13 protein-coding genes and 3 pseudogenes are annotated in these 18770 nt (G+C 72.1%); 7 read left to right on the forward strand and 9 right to left on the reverse strand.

What is annotated here, in order from left to right; genetic code table 11:
• The 5 genes from AQJ66_RS32535 to tkt all read right to left on the reverse strand — a co-directional run.
• Positions 1-736 (reverse strand): glucose-6-phosphate isomerase (locus AQJ66_RS32535; protein WP_482255554.1); only part of this gene is annotated, 736 nt, incomplete at its 3' end.
• Position 737: 1 nt separating this feature from the next.
• Positions 738-1664: a glucose-6-phosphate dehydrogenase assembly protein OpcA gene (opcA, locus tag AQJ66_RS32540; RefSeq protein ID WP_061929142.1), complete on the reverse strand. Its 927-nt coding sequence runs from the start codon at positions 1662-1664 to the stop codon at positions 738-740.
• Entirely contained in the window at positions 1661-3253 is a 1593-nt protein-coding gene (zwf, locus tag AQJ66_RS32545; RefSeq protein ID WP_244163005.1) for a glucose-6-phosphate dehydrogenase, read from the reverse strand. The genes opcA and zwf overlap by 4 nt, the downstream gene beginning before the upstream one ends.
• Entirely contained in the window at positions 3253-4410 is a 1158-nt protein-coding gene (gene tal, locus AQJ66_RS32550; RefSeq protein ID WP_061929145.1) for a transaldolase, read from the reverse strand. Before tal ends, zwf begins: the two co-directional genes overlap by 1 nt.
• A gap of 28 nt (positions 4411-4438) precedes the next feature.
• Positions 4439-6514: a transketolase gene (tkt, locus tag AQJ66_RS32555; RefSeq protein WP_061929147.1), complete on the reverse strand. Its 2076-nt coding sequence runs from the start codon at positions 6512-6514 to the stop codon at positions 4439-4441.
• A 146-nt stretch (positions 6515-6660) separates the two neighbouring features.
• Between tkt and AQJ66_RS32560 the strand changes: the two genes are divergently transcribed.
• Positions 6661-7551 (forward strand): helix-turn-helix domain-containing protein, encoded by an 891-nt coding sequence (locus AQJ66_RS32560; RefSeq protein WP_061929149.1) that lies wholly within the window; start codon positions 6661-6663, stop codon positions 7549-7551.
• Positions 7552-7581: 30 nt separating this feature from the next.
• Here AQJ66_RS32560 and AQJ66_RS32565 read toward each other — a convergent pair whose 3' ends face one another.
• From AQJ66_RS32565 to AQJ66_RS37955, 3 genes and pseudogenes are all read right to left on the reverse strand, one after another.
• Positions 7582-8988: a glycoside hydrolase family 16 protein gene (locus tag AQJ66_RS32565; RefSeq protein ID WP_061929151.1), complete on the reverse strand. Its 1407-nt coding sequence runs from the start codon at positions 8986-8988 to the stop codon at positions 7582-7584.
• A gap of 188 nt (positions 8989-9176) precedes the next feature.
• The gene (locus AQJ66_RS32570; protein ID WP_079060558.1) at positions 9177-9965 is read right to left on the reverse strand and encodes a DUF817 domain-containing protein; all 789 of its coding nucleotides are present in this window, start codon (positions 9963-9965) and stop codon (positions 9177-9179) included.
• A gap of 89 nt (positions 9966-10054) precedes the next feature.
• A pseudogene (locus AQJ66_RS37955) lies at positions 10055-10219 on the reverse strand (IclR family transcriptional regulator); the annotation flags it as partial.
• 4 nt (positions 10220-10223) lie between these two features.
• Between AQJ66_RS37955 and AQJ66_RS32575 the strand changes: the two are divergent.
• The 6 genes and pseudogenes from AQJ66_RS32575 to AQJ66_RS32605 all read left to right on the forward strand — a co-directional run.
• A pseudogene (locus AQJ66_RS32575) lies at positions 10224-10712 on the forward strand (AMP-binding enzyme); the annotation flags it as partial.
• Between the two features lie 10 nt (positions 10713-10722).
• Positions 10723-11175 (forward strand): annotated as a pseudogene (locus tag AQJ66_RS32580) (MaoC family dehydratase); the annotation flags it as partial.
• 143 nt (positions 11176-11318) lie between these two features.
• On the forward strand, positions 11319-11795 hold the full coding sequence (locus AQJ66_RS32585) for a rhodanese-like domain-containing protein (protein WP_061929155.1): 477 nt from the start codon (positions 11319-11321) through the stop codon (positions 11793-11795).
• Positions 11796-11988: 193 nt separating this feature from the next.
• Positions 11989-13326: a 6-phospho-beta-glucosidase gene (locus AQJ66_RS32595; protein ID WP_061929159.1), complete on the forward strand. Its 1338-nt coding sequence runs from the start codon at positions 11989-11991 to the stop codon at positions 13324-13326.
• Between the two features lie 58 nt (positions 13327-13384).
• Positions 13385-16447, forward strand: a complete 3063-nt coding sequence (locus AQJ66_RS32600; RefSeq protein WP_061929161.1) for an alpha-mannosidase — start codon at positions 13385-13387, stop codon at positions 16445-16447.
• 3 nt (positions 16448-16450) lie between these two features.
• Positions 16451-16633, forward strand: coding sequence for a hypothetical protein (locus AQJ66_RS32605; RefSeq protein ID WP_061929163.1), 183 nt, complete (start codon positions 16451-16453; stop codon positions 16631-16633).
• Positions 16634-16830: 197 nt separating this feature from the next.
• Here AQJ66_RS32605 and AQJ66_RS32610 read toward each other — a convergent pair whose 3' ends face one another.
• Complete coding sequence (locus AQJ66_RS32610; protein ID WP_061929165.1) at positions 16831-18516, reverse strand: carbohydrate binding domain-containing protein; 1686 nt, start codon at positions 18514-18516, stop codon at positions 16831-16833.
• Positions 18517-18770: the final 254 nt, after the last annotated feature.

Raw genomic sequence — 18770 nt, forward strand, 5'->3', positions numbered from 1 at the left:
GGGCCACGAAGTGCTTCGCGACCGCCTTCTCCTCGCCCTGGAAGGCCTTCAGCAGCCAGGAGCGGGCCGAGGTGGCGTTGGTGATGGTTTCGATGGTGGTGAACGTCTTGGAGGCGACGATGAACAGCGTCTCCGCCGGGTCCAGGTCCCGGGTGGCCTCGTGCAGGTCGGCACCGTCCACGTTGGAGACGAAGCGGACGGTGAGGTCGCGGTCGGTGAAACCGCGCAGCACCTCGTACGCCATCGCCGGGCCGAGGTCGGAGCCGCCGATGCCGATGTTGACCACGTTCTTGATCCGCCGGCCGGTGTGACCGGTCCACTCGCCGGAGCGGACCCGCTCGGCGAAGCCGGCCATCCTCTCCAGGACCGCGTGCACCTTCGGAACGACGTTCTCCCCGTCGACCTCGACCACCGCGTCCCGCGGCGCGCGCAGCGCGGTGTGCAGGACCGCCCGGTCCTCGGTGACGTTGATCCGCTCACCGCGGAACATCGCGTCCCGCAGACCGAAGACATCGGTCGCGGCGGCCAGTTCCTGGAGCAGGGCGAGGGTCTCGTCCGTGATCAGGTGCTTGCTGTAGTCGATGTACAGGTCGCCGACCTGGAGGGTGTACCGCTCGGCGCGGCCGGGGTCGGACGCGAACAGCTCACGCAGCTGCGGCGCTCCCTTGGCGCGGTGGTCGGCCAGGGCCGTCCACTCGGGCCGGTGGGTGAGGGTCGGGAACTCTGACTGGGCCATCTCAGGCGTTCTCCTTGGCGGCCTCGCCCTGGAGGGCGATGGCGTACATCTCGTCGGCGTCGAGGCGGCGCAGCTCCTCGGCGATGAGTTCGGAGGTGGGGCGGACCTTCAGGGCGAGGGTGCGCGGCGGCTGGCCGGGCAGGGTCAGCGTGGCCAGCGGTCCTTCGGGCCGGTCGACGACGATCTCGCCGTGCTCGGTGCCCAGCCGTACGGCCGTGACGAACGGCCCGCCGGTCACCACCCGGTCCACCGGGACGCCCAGCCGGGCACCCAGCCAGCGTGCCAGCAGCTCGGCGCTGGGGTTGTCCGCCTCGGCCTCCACGGCCGCCGACGTCACCTTCTCGCGGGCCTGGTCCAGGGCGGCGGCCAGCATCGACCGCCACAGGGTCAGCCGGGTCCAGGCCAGGTCGGTGTCCCCGGGCGCGTAGTTGCGCATGCGGGTGTCGAGGACCTCCAGGGGCCGCTCGGCGGCGTACAGGTCGGTGATGCGGCGCTGCGCGAGGGCGCCGAGCGGGTCCTTGGCCGGGGCGTCGGGGGCGACCACCGGCCACCACACGACCACCGGGGCGTCCGGCAGCAGCAGCGGCAGCACCACCGAGTCGGCGTGGTCGGACACCTCGCCGTAGGTGCGCAGGACGACCGTCTCGCCGGTGCCGGCCTCGGAGCCGACCCGGACCTCGGCGTCCAGCCGGGAGTGGGTGCGGTCGCGCAGGGTGCGGGCCTGCCGCTTGATGACGACCAGCGTCCGCGAGGGGTGCTCGTGCGAGGCCTCCTCGGCGGCCTTGAGCGAGTCGTAGGCGTTCTCCTCGTCCGTGACGATGACCATCGTCAGGACCATGCCCACGGCCGGCGTGCCGATGGCGCGGCGGCCCTGCACGAGCGCCTTGTTGATCTTGCTTGCCGTGGTGTCGGTCAGGTCGATCTTCATGGCCTGCGCCAGCTCCGTCCGTCTCGTGCGAGCATCTCGTCGGCTTCCCCCGGTCCCCAGCTGCCCGACGCGTACTGGGCCGGCCTGCCGTGCTCCGTCCAGTACTGCTCGATCGGGTCGAGGATCCGCCAGGACTCCTCCACTTCCTGGTGACGCGGGAAGAGGTTGGCGTCGCCGAGCAGCACGTCCAGGATGAGGCGCTCGTACGCCTCCGGGCTCGACTCGGTGAACGACTCGCCGTAGGCGAAGTCCATGGACACGTCCCGGATCTCCATCGACGTGCCCGGCACCTTGGAGCCGAACCGGACGGTCATGCCCTCGTCGGGCTGGACCCGTATGACGATCGCGTTCTGGCCCAGCTCCTCGGTGGCCTCCGAGTCGAACGGGGAGTGCGGGGCCCGCTGGAAGACCACCGCGATCTCGGTGACCCGGCGGCCCAGCCGCTTGCCGGTGCGCAGGTAGAACGGGACGCCCGCCCAGCGGCGGTTGTCGATCTCCAGCTTCACGGCCGCGTAGGTGTCGGTCTTCGACTTCTTGTCGATGCCCTCCTCCTCGAGGTAGCCGATCACCTTCTCGCCGCCCTGCCAGCCGGCCGCGTACTGGCCGCGCACGGTGTGCCGGCCGAGGTCCTCCGGCAGCCGCACCGACTTCAGCACCTTCAGCTTCTCGGTGAGCAGCGCCTCCGCGTCGAACGCGATCGGCTCCTCCATGGCGGTGAGCGCGAGCAGCTGCAGCAGGTGGTTCTGGATGACGTCGCGGGCGGCGCCGATGCCGTCGTAGTAGCCGGCGCGGCCGCCGATGCCGATGTCCTCGGCCATGGTGATCTGCACGTGGTCCACGAAGGACCGGTTCCAGATCGGCTCGTACATCTGGTTGGCGAAGCGCAGCGCCAGGATGTTCTGGACGGTCTCCTTGCCGAGGTAGTGGTCGATGCGGAACACCTGGTCCGGCTCGAACACGTCGTGCACGATCTTGTTCAGCTCGGTCGCGCTGGCCAGGTCGCGGCCGAACGGCTTCTCGATGACCGCGCGCCGCCAGGACCCCTCGGCCGCGGAGGCCAGGCCGTGCTTCTTCAGCTGCTGCACGACCTTCGGGAAGAACTTCGGCGGCACCGACAGGTAGAAGGCGAAGTTGCCGCCCGTGCCGCGGGAGGCGTCCAGCTCCTCGACGGCGTCCTTCAGCTGCTTGAACGCCGTGTCGTCGTCGAAGTCACCGGGGACGAACCGCATGCCCTCGGCGAGCTGCTGCCACACCTCCTCGCGGAACGGGGTGCGGGAGTGCTCGCGCACCGCGTCGTGCACGACCTGCGCGAAGTCCTGGTCCTCCCAGTCGCGGCGGGCGAAGCCCACCAGCGAGAAGCCCGGCGGCAGCAGACCGCGGTTGGCCAGGTCGTACACGGCCGGCATCAGCTTCTTGCGGGAGAGGTCGCCCGTCACCCCGAAGATCACCAGGCCGGACGGGCCCGCGATCCGGGGCAGCCGCCGGTCGCGGGCGTCCCGCAGCGGGTTCAGCCAGGCCTCGGCCGGTCCGGCCGGGACCCGCACCTCCTCGGCGGCAGGCGTCGCCGGTTCGGCATCCTTGCTCGTCATCACGCATCGACTCCCTTGCTGTCCAGGGACTTCGCGACCGCGTCCAGCAGTTCCTGCCAGGCCGCCTCGAACTTGGCGACGCCCTCGTTCTCCAGTTGCCGGACGACCTCGTCGTAGGAGATCCCGAGCCGCTCCACGGCCGCAAGGTCCGCGCGCGCCCGGTCGTAGCCGCCGGTCACCGTGTCGCCGGTGACGTCACCGTGGTCGGCGGCGGCCCGCAGGGTCGCCTCCGGCATCGTGTTGACGGTGCCGGGGGCGACCAGCTCGTCCACATACAGCGTGTCCTTGTAGGCGGGATCCTTCACCCCGGTGGACGCCCACAGCGGACGCTGCTTGTTCGCGCCCGCGTTCTCCAGCGCGCTCCAGCGCCCGGAGGGCCGTGTCGAATCGTCGGCAGAGCCGAACACCTCCTCGTACGCCTCGTAGGCCAGGCGCGCGTTGGCGAGGGCGGCGCGGCCCTTGAGCGACAGGGCCTCGTCGGTGCCGAGGGCGGTCAGCCGCTTGTCGACCTCGGCGTCCACGCGGGACACGAAGAAGGACGCCACGGAGTGGATCGCGGAGAGGTCCAGGCCCCGCTCCCTCGCCTTCTCCAGGCCGGCCAGGTAGGCGTCCATGACCGCGCGGTAGCGCTCCAGGGAGAAGATCAGCGTCACGTTGACGCTGATGCCGAGGCCGATGACCTCGGTGATCGCAGGCAGGCCCGCCAGGGTGGCCGGGATCTTGACCATCACGTTGGGGCGGTCGACCAGCCAGGCCAGCTGCCGGGCCTCGGCGACCGTCGCCTTCTCGTCGTGCGCCAGGCGCGGGTCCACCTCGATGGAGACCCGGCCGTCCCGGCCGTCCGTGGCGTCGTACACCTCGCGCAGGACGTCGGCGGCGTCGCGCACGTCGGCGGTCGTCATCATCCGCACGGCCTCGTCGACCGTGACGCCTCGCACGGCGAGGTCGGTCAGCTGCTCCTCGTAGCCCTCGCCGGAGCCGATGGCGGCCTGGAAGATCGAGGGGTTGGTGGTGACGCCGACGACACCGCCGTCCGCCACCAGCGCGGCCAGGTCACCCGAGGCGATCCGGCTGCGCGACAGGTCGTCGAGCCAGACCGACACCCCCTCGTCGGCCAGCCGCTTGAGGGCTCCCGGGGTCGCGATTGCTTCGGTCACAGTGATCTTCTTTCCTGTCGCGTCGGTATCAGGCGTGCGCGGCGGCCAGCGATGCGCGGGCGGCGGCGACGACGTTCTCGGGGGTGAAGCCGAACTCGGCGAAGAGGGTGGCCGCGTCGGCGGAGGCACCGAAGTGCTCCAGGGAGACGATCCGGCCCGCGTCCCCGACGAACCGGTGCCAGGTCAGGCCGATCCCGGCCTCCACGGCCACGCGCGCCTTCACGGCCGGCGGCAGCACCCGCTCGCGGTAGGAGCGGGGCTGCTCCTCGAACCACTCCACGGACGGCATCGACACCACCCGCGTGCCGATCCCCTCGGCCTCCAGCCGCTCCCGGGCGGCGACGGCCAGCTGCACCTCGGAACCGGTCGCGATGAGGATCACCTCCGGGGTCCCGGTCGAGGACTCGAACAGGACGTAGCCGCCCTTGGCCGCGTCCGGGTCGGGCGCGTACACCGGCACGCCCTGGCGGGTCAGCGCGAGCCCGTGGGGGGCGGGGGCGGTGGCGTGCCTCCTCAGGATCTCGGCCCACGCGATCGCGGTCTCGTTGGCGTCCGCCGGGCGGACGACGTTCAGGCCGGGGATGGCGCGCAGCGAGGCGAGGTGCTCGACCGGCTGGTGGGTGGGGCCGTCCTCGCCGAGGCCGACGGAGTCGTGCGTCCACACGTACGTCACGGGCAGCTGCATGAGCGCAGCCATGCGCACGGCGTTGCGCATGTAGTCGGAGAAGACGAGGAAGGTGCCGCCGTAGATCCGGGTGTTGCCGTGCAGGGCGATGCCGTTCATCTCGGCGGCCATCGAGAACTCGCGGATGCCGAAGTGGACGGTGCGGCCGTACGGGTCGGCCTCCGGCAGCGGGTTGCCCGCGGGGAGGAAGGAGCTGTCCTTGTCGATGGTCGTGTTGTTCGACCCGGCGAGGTCGGCCGAGCCGCCCCACAGCTCGGGGATCACCGCGCCGAGCGCCTGCAGCACCTTGCCGGAGGCGGCACGCGTGGCGACGGCCTTGCCCTCCTCGAACACCGGCAGGGCGTCCTCCCAGCCCCGGGGCAGCTCGCCCTTGCTGACACGGTCGAACAGCGCCGCCCGCTCCGGCTGGGCGGCGCGCCACTCGGCGATCCGCTTGTCCCAGGCCGCGTGCGTCTCGGCGCCCCGGTCCAGGGCCCGGCGGGTGTGCTTCAGGACCTCGTCGGGGACCTCGAAGGTCTTCTCCGGGTCGAAGCCGAGGAGGCGCTTGGTGGCGGCGATCTCGTCCTCGCCGAGCGCGGAGCCGTGGGCGGCCTCGGTGTTCCGCGCGTTCGGGGCGGGCCAGGCGATGATCGTGCGCATCGCGATGATCGAGGGCCGGCCGGTCTCGGCCCGGGCGGCCAGGAGCGCGTCGTACAGGGCGGACGCGTCGACGTCGCCGTCGGCGGTCGGCTCGATCCGCTGGGTGTGCCAGCCGTAGGCCTCGTACCGCTTCAGCACGTCCTCGGAGAAGGCGGTCGCGGTGTCGCCCTCGATGGAGATGTGGTTGTCGTCGTAGAGGAAGACCAGGTTGCCGAGCTTCTGGTGGCCGGCCATCGAGGACGCCTCGGCGGAGACGCCCTCCTCCAGGTCGCCGTCGGAGACGATCGCCCAGACGGTGTGGTCGAAGGGGGACTCGCCGGGAGCGGCCTCCGGGTCGAACAGGCCGCGCTCGTAGCGGGCGGCCATCGCCATGCCGACGGCGTTGGCGACACCCTGGCCGAGCGGACCGGTGGTGGTCTCGACGCCGGCGGTGTGCCCGTACTCGGGGTGGCCCGGCGTCTTGGAGCCGTGCGTCCGGAACGCCTTCAGGTCGTCCAGCTCCAGCTCGTACCCGGCGAGGAAGAGCTGGGTGTAGAGCGTCAGCGAGGTGTGGCCGGGGGAGAGCACGAAGCGGTCACGGCCGGTCCACTCAGGGTCGGCCGGGTCGTGTCGCATCACCTTCTGAAAGATCGTGTACGCGGCGGGGGCCAGGCTCATCGCGGTGCCCGGATGCCCGTTGCCCACCTTCTGCACGGCGTCGGCCGCGAGAAGCCGGGCCGTGTCCACGGCACGCCGGTCCAGGTCGGTCCACTCGAAGCCGTCGGATGTGTGCGTGCTCATCTTCAAGAAGTCCTCGCTCCATGCGTGATTGCTGGTCGGACGCGTTCAAACTTAAAAGTCTGACTTTTACGGGGGAAGGTGGGGGTGTGCCAGCCTCTGGTGAATCTGGGACAGTGATCCCGCGACAGGCACGGCGCGAGGCGGACATGACGGACAGAACACAGCAAGCCGACGGTGACGGGATCAGAACCTTCCCCTTTCCGGTCGAGCTGGCCGTCGGCGGCGTCGGCCTGCAGATAGGCCCCATGGGCGCCGGCGGCACCTGGCACGCCGAGGCCCCCCTGCACCGTGTCCACCGCATCGACTTCCACGTGGTCATGCTGTTCACCGGCGGCCCCGTACGGCACATGATCGACTTCGCCGAGTACGAGGCCGCGGCCGGCGACCTGCTGTGGATCCGCCCCGGGCAGGTCCACCGCTACTCCCGGGACAGCGAGTACCGCGGAACCGTCCTGACCATGCAGCCCGGCTTCCTGCCCCGCGCCACCGTCGAGGCCACCGGCCTGTACCGCTACGACCTGCCCCCGCTGCTGCGCCCCGGCCCGGCCCAGCTCTCCGCGCTGCGGGCGGCGCTCGAGCAGCTGCGCCGCGAGTACGAGGACACCGCGACCCTCCCGCTGAGCCTGCACACGGCCGTGCTCCGGCACACCCTGACCGCGTTCCTACTGCGCCTCGCCCACCTCGCGGCCAGCTCCGCGGAGGTGTCCCGGCAGCAGACGGACACCACGTTCACCCGCTTCCGGGACGCCGTGGAGCGGGGCTTCGCCACCCAGCACAGCGTCAGCGCCTATGCCGACGCGCTCGGTTACTCCCGCCGCACCCTCGTCCGCGCCGTCCGCGCGGCCACCGGCGAGACGCCGAAGGGATTCATCGACAAACGGGTCGTCCTGGAGGCCAAGCGCCTCCTCGCGCACACGGACATGCCGACAGGCCGCGTCGGGGTGGCCGTGGGCTTCCCCGACGCGGCGAACTTCTCCAAGTTCTTCCAGTTGCACACCGGTCTCACGCCGGTGGCGTTCCGGGCGGAGCTGCGCTGACGCCCCGCCCGGAACGGCGGCCGGCGACGGTCAGTGAGCGAAGTCGAACCAGTTCACGTTCACGAAGTCGGCCGGCTGGCCGCTGGAGAACGTCAGGTACACGTCGTGCGTGCCGGTCACCGCGCTGATGTTGGCCGGGACCGTCCGCCAGGACTGCCAGCCGCCGGTGTTGCCCACCGCGAAGCTCCCGACGGGCGCGTTGCTCCGGCTGTCCAGGCGTACCTCGACCAGCCCGCTGACCCCGCTCGCGGCCCCGCTCGCCACCCGGGCGTCGAACTGGGTGGCCGCCGTGGAGCCGAAGTCGACGCCCTTGTACAGCGCCCAGTCCCCGTTCGAGACGTAGCCGATGTCCTGCCCGCCGCCGGTGTCCGTGGTGGCCTCCGTCTGGACGCCGGACTGGCTGTCGTAGGACTCGGCCTGGATGGCGCTGTAGGCGTCCCGGTTGCCGGAGGGCGGGGGGGTGGTGGTCCCGCCCCCGCCGCCCGACTGCAGCACCTGGACGTAGTCGACGACCATCGGGTGGCCGGGCTCGGTGTCGCCGTCCAGGCCGCCGCCGAAGGCGTCGGGGAAGCCGCCGCCCATGGCCACGTTGAGGATGACGAAGAACCCGTGGTTGGTGGCGTTGGCCCAGGTGGTGGCGTCCATCTGGTTGGCGGTGACGGTGTGGTAGTTGACGCCGTCGACGTAGAAGCGGATCGCCTCGGGGCTCACCGAGCGGTCCCACTCCATGGCGTAGGTGTGGAACGCCGACTGGCAGGTGCTGCCCGGGCAGGCGGTGGAGTTGCCGATGCCGGAGGTCTCGTTGCACGGGCCGCCCGGGTTGGTGCCGCAGTGCATGGTAGCCCAGGTCTTGTTCAGACCCTGGACGTTCTCCATGATGTCCAGCTCGCCGACGCCGGGCCAGTTCTGGTAGTTGCCGCGGAACGGCGCGCCCAGCATCCAGAACGCGGGCCAGTAGCCCTCGGCGGCCGTGCCGGTGACGTTCGGCATCTGGATGCGGGCCTGGACGCGCAGCTTGCCGCCGGCCGGGGGCTGGAAGTCGGTGCGAGTCGTCTCGATGCGCCCGGAGGTCCAACTGGTGCCGCTCCGCAGCGGGGTGATGCGCAGGTTGCCGTTGCCGTCGAGCGAGACGTTGCTGGTGCTGGACGTCATCCTTTCGACCTCGCCGGTGCCCCAGTTGGCGGCTCCGCCGGGGTACGACGTGCCCGTGTCGTACTGCCAGTTGGCGGTGTTGACGCCGGAGCCGGCCGGGCCGTCGAAGTCGTCCGCGAACACCTGGGTCCAGCCGGACGGGGGCGTGGGCGCCGACGCGTTCGCGGACCCGGTCGCGGCGGTCGCGGCGGTCACGGCCAGGCCGAGCGTGGCGACGACGGCGAGCAGCGCGCGCCGGAACGCGCGGGGTCTGGGTATGCCGGAGGATGCGCTGGATGCGCTCATGGGGAGGCCTCTCGGTACGGAGTGGGGGTGTGCGGGGCTCCTCGAAAGCGGAGAGAGCGCTCTCAGGAGTGGCCTCAATGTGCTCTCCGGCACCGGCTTTCGTCAAGACTTGAAACAAGGGGAGTGTCCTGTGTGTAGGGGGGTTCACTCCATGAAGCCGCTCGAACCGGCGCAGACCAGACCTCGGTTCACGGCTGCGACGGTCTCGTCCGGCCGATCGCCGCGAGGACGAAGGTGACGCTGATGAGCAGCGCCCAGGCGCCGAACTTGGCGACGCCCACGGGCTGCCAGCCGTGCAGCTGGTACGGGTACCGCCAGGCTCCCAGGTAGGTGGCGAGGTTCTCCGCCAGCCACAGGAAGAAGCCGATCAGCGTGAAGGACAGCGACAGCGGCATCCGGCGGCGCACCCCCCGCACGGTGTAGCGCACGGAGGTGCCCGCCGTGACGGCCAGCAGGAGTACGGCGAGCGGCAGGCGGGCGTCGGGCAGCCAGTGGTGGCTGAAGAAGTTGACGTAGACGGCGGCGGCCACCACCGCGGTCGCCCGCGGCCGGTAGCGGACCAGTTCCAGATCGAACAGCCGCCAGGCCCGGCAGACGTAACTGCCCACCGCCGCGTACAGGAAGCCGCCGTACAAGGGCACGCCCGCGAACTTCAGCACGGCCGGCTCCGGATAGCTCCAGGAGCCGAGCGACACCTTCACCAACTCGAAGGCCAGGCCGATGACGTGGCAGGCCGAGACGACCGCGACGTCCCGCCCGTCCTCCCAGCCCCGCACCCAGAACAGCAGCGTCAGCAGGACGCCGTAGACCAGGAGCAGGTCGTACCGGGCCACGGGCAGCCGTGGCAGCAGGGTCGAGGCCGCCACCCCGGAGAGCAGGGCGACGGCGAACGCGCAGGCGCGGGTCTGGTTCCACGCGAAGTCGAGCAACTGGCGGGTCCAGGCGGCCGGGAGGCCGGGCGGCAGCGGCGTGATCATGTAGGTGGAGGACGGTGTGCGAGCGGTGTTCGGTTGCGCGGTGGCCGACGGCGGAGCGGACGGTCCTCCCCGATGCGCCCCGCCGCCGCTCATCGTCCCGGTCGGCCGGGTCGCCAGCCCAGGGCTCGGGAGATGCCGCGGGCCGCCAGGCGGACGGCCGGGGCCAGGATCGCCACCTCGGCGGTCTCGTGGGGTACGACGACCGACACCGCCGCGACGACCTCCCCGGCGGGGCCGCGTACCGGGGCCGCCACCACCCCGGTCGGCGCCGGCGAGACCGGCGAGGTCGTGGTGCGCGGGCCGCACGTCATGGCCGGCTACTGGGGACTGCCCGAGGAGACGGCCGCCTGCTTCGCCGACGGCTGGTTCCGCAGCGGCGACGCGGCCCGCGTCGACGAGGACGGCTACGTGTACGTCGTCGACCGCATCAAGGACATGATCATCTCCGGTGGCGAGAACGTCTACCCCGCCGAGATCGAGGACCTGCTGCTCGCCCACCCCGGCATCGCGGAGTGCGCGGTCATCGGCGTCCCCGACGGCACCTGGGGCGAGGTGCCCCGCGCGGTCGTCGTCCCCCACGAGGGCGTGCCCCTGGACCCGGACGAGGTGCTCGCCTCGCTGGCCGGGCGGCTCGCCAAGTACAAGATCCCCACGTCGGTGGTGATCACCGACGGACTCCCGCGCACCGCCTCCGGAAAGCTCCTCAAGTCCCGGGTGCGCGGGCGCTACGGAACCCCGAACACCTGAAAGGCCGCGCATGAGCATCACGGTCAACGGCCTCGGCGAACTGAGGAAGCTCGCCGGCGCCGACCTCGGCACCAGCGAGTGGATCGAGGTCACCCAGGAGCGGATCGACACCTTCGCCGACGCCACCGGCGACCACCAGTGGATCCACGTCGACCCCGAACGCGCCAAGGAGGGTCCCTTCGGCGCGCCGATCGCGCACGGGTGCCTCACCCTGTCCCTCTTCATCCCGCTGTTCACCGGCCTGCTGGACGTGCGGGGCGTGTCCACGAAGGCCAACTACGGCCTGAACAAGGTCCGTTTCCCCGCGCCGGTGAAGGCCGGCTCCCGCATCCGGCTGGCCGCGCGGCTCGCCTCGGTGGAGGAGGTGCCGGGCGGGGCGCAGATCGCGGTCGACGGCACCATCGAGATCGACGGCGGCGCGAAGCCCGCGGCCGTGCTGCAGAGCCTGTCGCGGTTCTACGCCCGAGGTCCGGTCGCGTGCCCCCGCACCGTCACCAAGGGATCGCCGGTCATCTGGCGCCAACAGCACGGTATCCACGGTCGACGACGTCAAGTGCCGTGGATCGCGCATTCCGGCACGGGTGCGCGAACCCTAGCGTTCTGCCCATGACAGACACCCCTCTCACCAGTGCGGCGATGCGCGTCCCGCCCGCGGCCCCCGGCGAGGCCGCCGCCTTCTTCGCCGCCCGTCTCGCCGTCCAGGCCGACGTCTCCGACGTCCACGCCTCGCTGCGATCCGGCGACCCCGGCTTCGTCCTGGTCGACTCGCGGGCGATCGCCGGCTGGCGGCAGGGCCGTGTGCCCGGAGCGGTGCACCTGCCCACCGCCGAGATCCCCGCCCGGGCCGCACAGCTGCTGGACCCCGCGGTTCCCGTGGTCACCTACTGCTGGGGGCCCGGCTGCGACGGGGCGACCCGTTCGGCGCTCGCACTCGCGCAACTGGGCTACCGGGTCAAGGAGATGATCGGAGGCATCGAGTACTGGATCCGGGAAGGCTTCCCGGTCGAGAGCGCGACCGGTACCGAGCAGCGCGAACCCGACCCGCTCACCGGGCCGGTGGGCTCCGTCAGCTGCGCGTGCTGAAGCCGGGGCGCGGCCGGGCGGGACAGTCCCGTCCGGCCACCGTGGCCGACCCGCCGGCGTCTCCCGGATCCGGTCCGGCCGAGGCGCCCCGCCGCCACCCGCAGGCCCATGCGACCCCGTTTCACCGCGGCGGTGACACGATGGTCGCGAACGCGCGGGTCGACCCGGTGGGCGTGGCGGGAGAGGTGCAGGCGTGAGGCTGACGATTCTGGGCGGCGGCGGGTTCCGGGTGCCGCTCGTGTACGGGGCGCTGCTGGCGGACCGCGGGGAGGGGCGGGTCACCGAGGTCGTCCTGCACGATCCGGACGGCGGCCGGCTGGACGCCGTCGCCCGGGTGCTGGCCGAACAGGGCTCGGCCGTCGGCGGCGCCCCCCGGGTCACCGTCACCACCGACCTCGACGAGGCCCTGCGCGGTGCCGACTTCGTCTTCTCCGCCATCCGCGTCGGCGGACTGGAGGGCCGCGCGGACGACGAGAGGGTGGCGCTCGCGGAGGGCGTGCTCGGTCAGGAGACGGTCGGCGCCGGGGGCATCGCCTACGGGCTGCGGACGGTGCCCGTCGCCGTCGACATCGCGCGCCGGGTGGCCCGCCTGGCCCCCGACGCCTGGGTCATCAACTTCACCAACCCGGCGGGACTGGTCACCGAGGCCATGTCCCGCCACCTCGGCGACCGCGTCCTCGGCATCTGCGACTCGCCGGTCGGCCTCGGCCGCCGGATCGCCCGGGTGCTCGGCGCGAACCCGAAGGAGGCGTGGATCGACTACGTCGGCCTCAACCACCTCGGCTGGGTGCGCGGCCTGCGCGTCGCCGGGCGCGACGAACTCCCGCGCCTGCTCGCCGACCCCGCTCTGCTCGGCTCCTTCGAGGAGGGCAGGCTGTTCGGCGCCGACTGGCTGCGCGCGCTCGGCGCGATCCCCAACGAGTACCTGCACTACTACTACTTCAACCGCGAGACCGTCCGCGCCTACCAGGAGGCGGAGAAGACCCGGGGCGCGTTCCTGCGCGACCAGCAGGCCCGGTTCTACGAGGAGGCCCTCCGCCCGGACCGCTCCGCCCTCGACCTCTGGGAGCGCACCCGCGCCGAACGCGAGGCGACGTACATGGCCGAGAACCGGAAGACGGCGGGCGCCGGCGAGCGCGAGGCCGACGATCTGTCCGGCGGCTACGAGAAGGTCGCCCTCGCCCTGATGCGGGCCATCGCCCGCGACGAGCGCACCACCCTGATCCTCAACGTCCGCAACCGCAGCACTCTCGCGGTGCTCGACGCCGACGCAGTCATCGAGGTGCCCTGCCTGGTCGACGCGAGCGGCGCCCACCCGGTCTCCGTGGACCCGCTGCCCGGCCACGCCACCGGCCTGGTCTGCGCGGTCAAGGCGGTCGAGCGCGAGGTCCTGGCCGCCGCCGAGTCGGGCTCCCGCGCGACGGCGGTGAAGGCGTTCGCGCTGCATCCCCTGGTCGACTCGGTCAATGTGGCCCGCAGGCTGGTCGAGGGGTACACGGCGGTCCACCCCGGGCTGGCGTACCTTGGGTGACCACCTGAGGGGAAAGCGCTTTCCCGCCTCCCTGCCGCCTGGTTCCCTGGAGACCGCCATGCACGACGAACGCCGCCGGATCGAGGAGCGCGCGGAGCGCCTCCACACCCAGCGCATCCAGCCCGCGCTCTACGCGGCCACCGTCCCCCTGGAAGTGGCCGCCTGGCAGGCACCGGGCGAACCGGTCCCGTTCGAGGAGGCCGCCGCCGCCCCGTACGAGCCGTTCGCCATGGACACCCCGTGGGGCCCGCCCTGGGGCACGACCTGGTTCCGGATGAGCGGGCAGGTGCCCGCCGACTGGGCCGGCCGGCGCGTCGAGGCCGTCATCGACCTCGGGTTCGTGGGCGGCTGGCCCGGCAACCAGGCCGAGGCGCTGGTGCACCTGACGGACGGGCGGCCGCTGAAGGCGGTCAACCCGCTCAACCGTTACGTGCCGGTCGCCCATCCGGCGTCGGGCGGGGAGCGGATCGACTACCTGGTCGAGGCGGCCTCCAACCCCGACATCCTGGCCGGCGGCTTCGCCGCCCCGACCCCGCTGGGCGACGTGCGGACCGCGGGCGACCGGCCGCTCTACGTGTTCCGGCAGGCCGACCTCGCGGTGCTCGACGAGGAGGTCTTCCACCTCGACCTCGACCTGCAGGTGCTGCGCGAGCTGATGGCGGAGCTCGGCGAGCACGACCCGCGCCGGCACGAGATCCTGCACGCCCTCGACCGGGCGATGGACCTGCTCGACCTCGACGACGTCGCCGGCTCGGCACCCGCCGTGCGCGAGGCGCTGAGGCCCGCGCTGTCCCGGCCCGCGCATGCCGGCGCGCACATCATCTCCGGCGTCGGCCACGCCCACATCGACTCCGCCTGGCTGTGGCCGATCCGGGAGACCAAGCGCAAGACCTCCCGCACCTTCTCCAACGTCACGGCACTGGCCGAGGAGTACGAGGAGTTCGTCTTCGCCTGCTCGCAGGCCCAGCAGTACGCGTGGGTGCGCGACCACTACCCGCACGTGTGGGCCCGGATCCAGGAGTCGGTGAGGAAGGGCCAGTGGGCGCCGGTCGGCGGCATGTGGGTGGAGGCCGACGGCAACCTGCCCGGCGGCGAGGCACTCGCCCGCCAGCTCGTCCACGGCAAGCGCTTCTTCATGGAGCACTTCGGCGTCGAGACCAAGGGCATGTGGCTGCCGGACTCCTTCGGCTACACCGCCGCCTACCCGCAACTGGCCCGGCTCGCCGGCAACGAGTGGTTCCTGACCCAGAAGATCTCCTGGAACCAGACCAACAGGTTCCCGCACCACACCTTCTGGTGGGAGGGCATCGACGGCACCCGGATCTTCACCCACTTCCCGCCCGTCGACACCTACAACGCCCGCTTCAGCGGTGAGGAGATGGCCCGCGCGGTCCGCAACTACGCCGAGAAGGGCGCCGCCACGCGCTCCCTGGCCCCCTTCGGCTGGGGCGACGGCGGCGGTGGCCCCACCCGCGAGATCATGGAGCGGGCGCGGCGGCTGAGGAACCTCGAGGGCTCCCCGCGCGTCGAGATCGAGCACCCCGACGCGTTCTTCGCCAAGGCCCGCGCGGAGTACCCCGACGCGCCGGTGTGGGTGGGCGAGCTCTACCTGGAGCTGCACCGCGCGACGTACACCACGCAGGCCCGCACCAAGCAGGGCAACCGGCGCTGCGAACACCGGCTGCGCGAGGCCGAGCTGTGGGCGGCGACCGCCGCGCTGCACGCGCCGGGCCAGGCCTACGCCTACCCCTACGAGCGGCTGGACCGGCTGTGGAAGACGGTCCTGCTGCACCAGTTCCACGACATCCTGCCCGGCTCGTCGATCGCCTGGGTGCACCGCGAGGCCGAGGCCGAGTACGCGCGGGTGCTGGCGGAGCTGGAGGAGCTGACCGGGGACGCGGTGGCCGCCCTGGGCGACGGCCCGGCCCGGGTCTTCAACACCAGTCCCTACGACCGCGCCGAGGTCGTCCGCACCGCCACGGGCGCCCCGCTGTACGTGGAGGTCCCGGCGAACGGCAGCGCGCCCGCGGGCCCTGGAGCCGTGCCGGCACCGGTGACGGTCAGCGGCCGTGTCCTCGACAACGGCCTGGTGCGGGTCGAGGTGGCCGAGGACGGCACGCTCGCCTCCGTGCGCGACCTGCGCGCCGGCGGCCGCGAAGTCCTCGCCGGCCGGGGCAACCTGCTGCGCCTGCACACCGACCTGCCGAACCACTGGGACGCCTGGGACGTCGACAAGCACTACGGGAACCGCTACACGGACCTCCTGGACGCCGACTCCGTCACGGTCGCCGACGAGCACCCGCTGCTCGGCTCCCTGCGCGTCACCCGCTCCTTCGGCAGGGGCTCGACGATCGTCCAGACGATCACGCTCCGCGCGGGCAGTCCGCGGATCGACTTCGAGACGGACCTCGACTGGCACGAGGCCGAGAAGTTCCTCAAGGCGGGCTTCCCCGTCGACCTGCGCGCCCCGCACTCCTCGGCCGAGATCCAGTTCGGCCACGTCCAGCGCCCCACCCACACCAACACCAGCTGGGAGGCCGCCCGTTTCGAGGTGTCCGGCCACCGCTGGGTGCACGTCGGCGAACCCGGCTACGGCGTCGCCGTCCTCACCGACTCGACGTACGGCCACGACGTGTCCCGCACGGTCCGCGAGGACGGGGGCACGACGACCACGGTCCGGCTCAGCCTGGTGCGCGCCCCGCGCGTCCCGGACCCGGGCGCCGACCAGGGCCGGCACCGCTTCACCTACTCCCTGTTGCCCGGCGCGGGCATCGAGGGCGCGGTCGCCGAGGGCTACGCGCTGAACCTCCCGCTGCGCCTCGCGGAGTCGGCCGGTGCGCCGGCACCGGTGGTCTCGGTGGCGGGCGAGGGCGTCACGGTGGAGGCGGTGAAGCTCGCCGACGACCGCTCCGGCGACGTCGTCGTCCGCCTCTACGAGTGCCGGGGCGGGCGGGCGAGCGGGGTGCTGCGCACCGGGTTCCCGCTGGCCGCGGCCGAGGTCACCGATCTGCTGGAGCGCCCGCTGGAGGACGCGGTCGTGGCGGCCGGCGGCACGGTCGCCGTCGGCCTGCGGCCCTTCCAGATCCTGACGCTGCGGCTGCGGCGGGCCGAGGGGAGCTGATCGTTGGCCGCCACGGCCGCCACGGCCGCCACGGCCGCCACGGCCGCCACGGCCGCCACGGCCGCCACGGCCGCCACGGCCGCCACGGCCGCCACGGCCGCCACGGCCGCCACGGCCGCCACGGCCGCCCCGGCCGAACGGCTCCTCGGGCGGGCGTCGTTCGGGTCGGCCGGTCGCTCCCCGTGACCGCGGCCGGCCGACCCGATCCCCCGTTCCCCCGTCCCCCTGGCGGTGCTTCCCCCCGGGGGGTTCCCCCGTGGTTCCCCCGTGGTTCCCCGTTCTGAGAGTTAGAGCGGCCCGGTCGCCCCCTGATACACCCCGCGCGGAAAAAAATTCCCCCCGGCCCGGAAGCCGGGGGGAATCGCTCGTACGGGGCGCCTCGTTCAGCCGGTGAAGCCGGCCGTGATCGAGGTGAACTGCCAGGTGTTCTGGCTGATGCCGGAGCAGTTGCTCACCACGCCGCCGCCGGGGCAGGCCCGGTCGCGGTTGACCGCCCAGTAGGCGAGCCGGGCGATGTGGTGGGAGTTGGCCCAGTCGCGGATCTGGGTCCAGATCGCCGGGGTGGTGTTCTCCTGCTGGTCGGACAGGCCGTTCATGCCGGAGATGCCCATGTGCGCGTAGGCGGTCGCGTCGTCCCAGCCGAACGTGGACTTCAGCTTGGCCTTCAGCCCCTCGGCCGCGTTCACGGTGCTGCCGTACATGTCCGAGCCGCCGCCGAAGTCGAACGGCATGATGGTGAAGACGTCGATGTTCGCGCCGAGCGACTGCGCCTGCTCGATCAGCCGGTTGCCGTAGTACGTCGGCCCGGTGGTGGACGTGCCGAAGGTGACGATGGTCTTCAGGCCCGGGTTGTTGGCCTTGACCGTCTTCAGAGCGGTGAGGATCTTCGCCTGGACGGCCTCGTTCTCGAACTCGTCCGTGTTCTCGATGTCCATGTCGATCGCCTTCAGCGAGTAGGCGTCGATCACCTTCTGCAGGGCCCCGGCGAGCGCGGCCGCGGAGGAGCAGTTGGCGCCCAGCTTGCTGCCCTGCCAGCCGCCGAACGACGGGACGACGTCGCCGCCCGCCGAGCGGATCTGGTTGATGGCGGTCTGGTCGGCGCCGCCGGTCAGCGGCCTGCTGCCGTCCCAGGCGGGCGTGCAGCCACCCGAGTCCAGCACGAAGGCCATGGTGAACCACTTGATGCCGGTGGCGCTCATCACCGTGCTCGGGTTCGGCGGGTCGCCCCAGCCCTCGTACAGGTACGGCGCCGCCTGTTTGAACCCGGTCCCGCCGGAGCCCGCGTCCGTCGTCACGCCGACGGAGTTGGAGGCCGCAGACCGGTTCCCGGCCGCGTCCCGCGCCTTGACGGTGAAGGTGTACGCCGTGCTCGGCGACAGCCCGCCGACCGTGGCGGACGTGCCCGAGACGCTGAGGACCTGGTTGGAGCCGCTGTAGACGTCGTACGCCGTCACGCCCACGTTGTCGCTGGAGGCGTTCCACTGCAGCGACACGCTCGAGGAGGACTTGCCGGTGGAGGTGAGCCCGCTCGGCGCGGTCGGCGCCTGGGTGTCCCCGCCGCCTCCGCCGCCACCGGGGCCGTCGAGGCTGATGTCGTCGGCGTAGTAGGTGCCCTGCGCGTACCAGCCGTGCACGTAGATGGTCGCGCTGGTCTGCGAGGCGCCGGTGGTGAAGGAGACGCTGAGCTGGCTGTACGCCGACGGGGACGTCGTCCACGTCGAGGCGCCGCCGTCCACGCCGAGGTAGACGTAGCTGCCGCGGACCCAGCCGCCGAGGGTGTACGTCGTGTTCGGCTGGACGGCGACGGTCTGGCTGCACTGCGCGTCGTCGCTCGACGTCACCGCTCCCTGCAGGGCCTTGGAGCCGCTGTGGACGAGGGAGGAGACGACCGAGCCGAGGTTGCCGGTGCAGGTCCACGGGGACAGACCGCCCGACTCGAAGCCGGGGTTGGTGAGGATGTTGGCCGCCTCGGCGGTGCCCGGAAGGGCGATGGCCCCGCCGAACGCGAGGGCGGCGGTGCCGAGCAGGGCGAGGAGTCGGCGTCTGGAACGACGCAGTGTCTGGCGCACGCGATCTCCCTGTGGGGATGGGGGTGTTGGGAGTGCACGGGGGTGCGGGGATGCGCCACTGAATTTGGTATGGACCAATCCTGCTGTCAAGGAGAATGACGAGATTGGTCCATACCGGTGGGTGCGGCGGGAGCAGGGAGGCGCCCACGGAGTTCGCGGAAGAGGGTGCACGGCGAGTGGAAGCGGACCGACCGGTACTACGAGACCAGGAGTCCGCGGACCTTCCGGGTGGTGGACCGCATCGGGCAGCGCCG

Origin of the sequence: Streptomyces bungoensis, from assembly GCF_001514215.1 — a bacterium.
In the GTDB taxonomy this organism is placed as follows: domain Bacteria; phylum Actinomycetota; class Actinomycetes; order Streptomycetales; family Streptomycetaceae; genus Streptomyces; species Streptomyces bungoensis.